At 36.2% G+C, this 1,925-nt stretch carries 2 protein-coding genes; one reads left to right on the top strand and one right to left on the bottom strand.

The genetic code is table 11. From position 1 onward, the window contains the following. Window positions 1-247: 247 nt before the first annotated feature. Window positions 248-337 carry a putative holin-like toxin gene (locus HUK49_RS11705; RefSeq protein ID WP_191913658.1) on the bottom strand — a complete coding sequence of 30 codons (90 nt, stop codon included), beginning with the start codon at window positions 335-337 and terminating at the stop codon, window positions 248-250. A gap of 467 nt (window positions 338-804) precedes the next feature. Here HUK49_RS11705 and HUK49_RS10465 point away from each other — a divergent pair, with 467 nt between their 5' ends. After that, the gene (locus tag HUK49_RS10465) at window positions 805-1,623 is read left to right on the top strand and encodes a GbpC/Spa domain-containing protein (protein ID WP_191913657.1); all 819 of its coding nucleotides are present in this window, start codon (window positions 805-807) and stop codon (window positions 1,621-1,623) included. The last annotated feature ends 302 nt before the right edge of the window (window positions 1,624-1,925 follow it).

The raw sequence follows: 1,925 nt of genomic DNA, 5'->3' as shown, positions 1-1,925 counted from the left end.
AAAATAGTGGTGCCCATTAAGGTCCTTCTTTCTAATGGAATGTTGTGGTAACACCATTAAAGACCTTGATGGGTTTTTCTGTCTACTTAAATGTTCAACTTAAATTTTACAATCTGCCATTATGTAATGTTCATGATATAATTATGTATAGAAAAAGCAGAGCCGCTTTAAAGGCGGTAGCTTTGGTTACATTAATCTAAAAAAGATCGTTCGTAACTTCGGCTAAAGTTCAAATAGGACGATCTTTTTATTTCCAGTTATTGAAAATAAACGTTAGCAGTGCAATAACAAAGGTTGCAAAAGCTAACATTAGCATAAGCGCTTGGTAAACGCTCATGGACTTGTTATCCTTTTCAAGTGATTTTCCATAGGAACTCCACCTCCCGAGGAGATGACAGCCACCGCCCATAAAACTTCTCTGCAATATGAAATTATAGCATGGTTAATTTTCTTAAGAAATAGAAATATTAACCATGCTATTTTTTACGTGAGTTACGTTGATCCCGATTATATTCAATCGGTCAATCAGTTAAAGTTGCAAGGTTCAACCGATTTGCCTAATGAAATTTTACTATTGTTCCAATTAGAACTAGCAAGGTAAATTACCAATTATCCTCTCCTTTTACTGAAGTTACACAAGTTCGGAACAATGCTGAATATGAACAAGCATTAGCTGAGTATCAAAAGAAAGTAGCTGAATTACAAACAGAAATCAAAAATGCCGGATTAAATACTGATGAGGTCGGAACCAATCTTGCACAGATTCAACAGGAAGCCTCATTCGGTAAGGAATCTGACGCTAAAGTGAGTGTAAGCTCGTCTTACCAAGTGGTTAATGGTGACGCTGCTTCTAATGGTTCAGACGACATCAAAAATTGTGTTTCTTTAGTTGTTCCAGCCAATGCTGATATTTCAGGCGACTTTGCGACTGTTACTTGGACTAATTTGAAGAATACGAGCTACAAAGGTCGTCCAATCACTAAGATTGTAGCCACATTATCTGGTCTTCAATATTATGTTCATGATGGAAATTATAAAAAGAGAATTGCTATTCCTAATGATCCATCAAATTTCTTTGCTATTTCAGGCAATTCATTAGACGGTGATTACACATATTACTATGATGATGGTTCCAAAGTTGATTTTACCGACAATGCTTATTTAACGGCTGGTGTTATGGAATCATGGGGTCGTGATTCGGGTATTCAAAGTGAAGCGATCCAATTATTATCAAGCGGTCAAGCCCTGCACTTACCCGGTTCATCGATCAAGGTTCATGCTGGTAATGATTTATACGCTGATATTAACAATACTTATGGTAATGATGCAAAAATTCAATATGGATCACGAAAGTGGGACGCTGTAGAGAACTATTACCGTGCTGGTCTATTTAAAGTCAGTGGCGACCACATTAAAGTAAGATTCCATGATATATGGTCTTCACCAGCTATGGCTAATGATGTAACTGGAGATCTTAGTCATCATTTGGGTGATGAATTCGATGGAGTTTCTACTATTATTGGCTTTGGTGACGTTGTTTTAACGATTCGTAAATCAGAAGTTGTTACTTATCATCACGATGTAACTTTAAAACGGTATTATTTACGAACAATAAGCATTTAAACTAAAACTCGTTTGGTCAATGAACCAAGTGACATAAGACTGTTTTGTATTATGTAGTATTCATGATATAATTATGTATAGAAAAAAGCAGAGCCGCTTTAAAGGCGGTGGCATTACATCAAAGCTTAAAAGATCGCCCTGAGCTCGCCAAAGTTAACAGGACGGTCTATTTTATTTCCGATTGGCAGATTGTAAAATTTAAGTTGAACATTTAAGTAGACAGAAAAACCCATCAAGGTCTTTAATGGTGTTACCACAACATTCCATTAGAAAGAAGGACCTTAATGGGCACCACTATTTTA

The sequence above is a fragment of the Limosilactobacillus portuensis genome (genome assembly GCF_014838735.1).
GTDB classification, from domain to species: Bacteria; Bacillota; Bacilli; order Lactobacillales; family Lactobacillaceae; genus Limosilactobacillus; species Limosilactobacillus portuensis.
Note: the sequence above shows the minus strand (reverse complement) of the source record. Positions and strands in the feature narration are given on the sequence as shown.